This is a genomic window from Bullifex sp. (genome assembly GCF_034103065.1).
Lineage (GTDB): Bacteria > Spirochaetota > Spirochaetia > Sphaerochaetales > Sphaerochaetaceae > Bullifex.
Genome location: NZ_JAXEGN010000053.1, coordinates 1 through 2,802, shown reverse-complemented (window position 1 = coordinate 2,802; position 2,802 = coordinate 1). Strand labels below are relative to the sequence as shown.

Genomic DNA, 2,802 nt, shown 5'->3' with positions numbered 1-2,802 from the left:
AACCAAGAACCTATAAAATTATAGGTATCCTGTTTATCTGTCTCATTCAAAATTTCGTGTCTTCCACCCTCAACGAGCTTAAGGGTAACATCCTTTATCCCAGCTTTTTTATAGTTCTGAGCAAACTTCTTAACACCATTACCATAGCCACCAACAGGGTCAGCATCACCTGAAATAATTAAAATTGGAAGAGATGATGGAATCTTTTTCATTAAATTAACATCGTTAGCCATCTCAATTCCATCAATTAAATCAGAGTAGAACATAGAAGAACAAATAAAACCACAAAGTGGGTCATTTATATATTTATCAACTTCTTTTTCATCACGACTTAACCAATCAAAAGGGGTACGGGGATTTTTTATTTTAGAATTAAAAGAACCAAAGCTGAGTTTATCAAGCTTACTGTTAGGAAGTCGTGAACCATATTTTTTAGCCATGCTTAACGCAAGAGACTTTCCTATCTTCCCTACAATACCTTTTGATGCTCCTGAGCCCATAATAATCAAGCCATCAAATTCAGATGGATGCATAGTAATAACACTACGAGCCATGAAAGAGCCCATACTGTGTCCCATTAAATAGTGAGGAAGATCTTCAAATTCATTGAAGATTACACGGTCAAGTTCGAATGAATCCTTTGCTACAGTAAGCCAACCTTCACGATCTGCAAACCAACCTTTTTCATTCTCTTCCTTTGTAAACCCATGTCCTCTATGGTCTTGAGCATAGACAACAAAGCCAAGAGAATTTAAATAAAGAGCAAAATCATTATAACGGAGAGAATGCTCAGCCATTCCATGCAGAATATGAATTGTGGCTATTGGCTCTGTTTCAGGACACCATAAGCGAAAAAACAATCTGTGGCCATCTCTAAGCGTTATAAAACGTTCTTCCATTTTTACACTCCTAAGCTAATATCATCCTCATATATTAATCATATAAAAATATAATAAAAGTAACAACAACTTGGTTACACCATTTTCATTACCTTTTTTGGAGAATATAATTAACTTTATGGAAGAAAAAATTTACATTACCTCTGATATACATAGCGATATTGAAGCTTTAAAGTTTATTATAAATCTCGCAAGTCAGGACAATGCCTCTCTATTATTAATTGCAGGCGACTTAGTACCTTCCTCTTTAGAGTTCACACAAGTTCTACAAAGTGCTCCTTTAAGATATGTCTGCGTAAGAGGAAATTGCGATAGCCTTTGGGACTTTAAGGATTTAAACCTAGCAATCCCTCCAATGTATTCATTAACTAAATATCAAAATAGAAATATCTTTATTTACCACTCACATATTTTTTGTGAAAGTCCAATTGAAATAAAGGAAGGAGATATTGTAATTACCGGGCATTCCCACACTCCTCATTTATATAAAGAAAACGGTGTATACTATATAAATCCAGGAAGTCTCTCTAGACCTAGAAGTGAAGAGGGTGCAACCTATGGTGTAATAAAAGATAATTCTATCAAGATAAAAAAGGTAAATGGAAAAACAATCAAAGAAATTGTCTTATCGTGATATTTCCGAAATAGCCAAATTATAGCCACTTATTAGCTTAACAAAATTAAGCTCACTTCCATCATCTTTTATATCATCAATAAAAATTGATGGGATAGGGTTAATTGTCTTTCTTTTCTCATCATAACAATTCATTTGATCTAGTCCAAGCTTAAGTAAATCGTTACTTTTAAGACCCAAAATAGAAAAATGATTTAACTTAAATTTTAATAAGGCTCTATTGTTAATTGAAGCTTTAAATAGCTTTTCATATAACAGTGGAATTGGATAAATATGCGGGATACCCTTTTTTATAAATGCGTGGCTATAAACTCTTAAATATCCAGCGATGTATCCAACATTAAATGAGTCATACTTTTTTGTAAGACCTAAAATTAAATCAGGGTATGAGGCCTCTCCCTCACCATAAAGAGAGAAAATAGCTTGGATACCACAGCCTCTTAAATCATATAGCAATGGTCTACCTTGCATTGTTATTTCTTTTTCAAAGCCTTTTGAAACTACCTCTCCAATTCCCTTCTTTTGACCAATTAAAGATATTATTCTAACAACCTCTGCTTCATCTGCATCAATGAGTTGTGGATAATTAAATGGTAAACCACTACATTTTTTTAGACTTGAAAGTAATAAACCAACCTCATATGGAGAGAGCCCATATAAAAAGCAAGTTTGAGTAAATCTAAAGATTTTATCAAATGAGTAAAAACCAAGTGCTGAGCCAAGAGCAATACACTCCTTATACCCAGGACAAGGGAAGCCCTTCATATCATTACGTCTACAAGAAATCAAACAATTTTTACATGCATCAGAAGAAGCAGCAACTATTTTACTTTGGCAAAATCCATCTAAATGAAGCGCTCTAGGGTCCTTATCGCTATCAAAATAATTACTATTAATCCAGCCATAGTTAAAAGCCATATCAACTAAAGCGGCAGAGCCCTCTCTTCTAAGCTTTTTAGCAATACTAGATTTACTAATCTTCTTTTTTACTTTTCCATCTTCTTTTATTTCACTACCCTTTTTTAAAACAGAAATAGCCTTTAGGTTTTTCATCCCAAAAACAGCACCAAGAGAGAGTGAAAAGTACTCTTTATTATCACTTGAGAAAACTGCAGCTGAGTAAACACATTTTTCACCAGCTTCACCAATTGCTAAGACTCCATCATCACCTTTAGAAATAATTTCAAATGTATGGTTAATACCATTTGCTCTAAGCTTTTCACAGCTATTAATTGCTAATTCATCATCACGAATTGAAATATAGGAAAG

3 protein-coding genes are annotated in these 2,802 nt (G+C 33.5%); 1 reads left to right on the top strand and 2 read right to left on the bottom strand.

The annotated features are described in order from the left end of the window. A partial coding sequence (locus SOY52_RS02120) for an alpha/beta hydrolase (protein WP_320847336.1) occupies positions 1–899 on the bottom strand: 899 nt, incomplete at its 3' end. 118 nt (positions 900–1,017) lie between these two features. Here SOY52_RS02120 and SOY52_RS02115 point away from each other — a divergent pair. Next, positions 1,018–1,533: a YfcE family phosphodiesterase gene (locus tag SOY52_RS02115; protein WP_320847335.1), complete on the top strand. Its 516-nt coding sequence runs from the start codon at positions 1,018–1,020 to the stop codon at positions 1,531–1,533. On the opposite strand, the gene SOY52_RS02110 is transcribed toward SOY52_RS02115, so the two are convergent. Next, the coding region (locus SOY52_RS02110) for an aldehyde ferredoxin oxidoreductase C-terminal domain-containing protein (RefSeq protein WP_320847334.1) at positions 1,525–2,802 on the bottom strand (1,278 nt) is incomplete at its 5' end. The genes SOY52_RS02115 and SOY52_RS02110 overlap by 9 nt on opposite strands.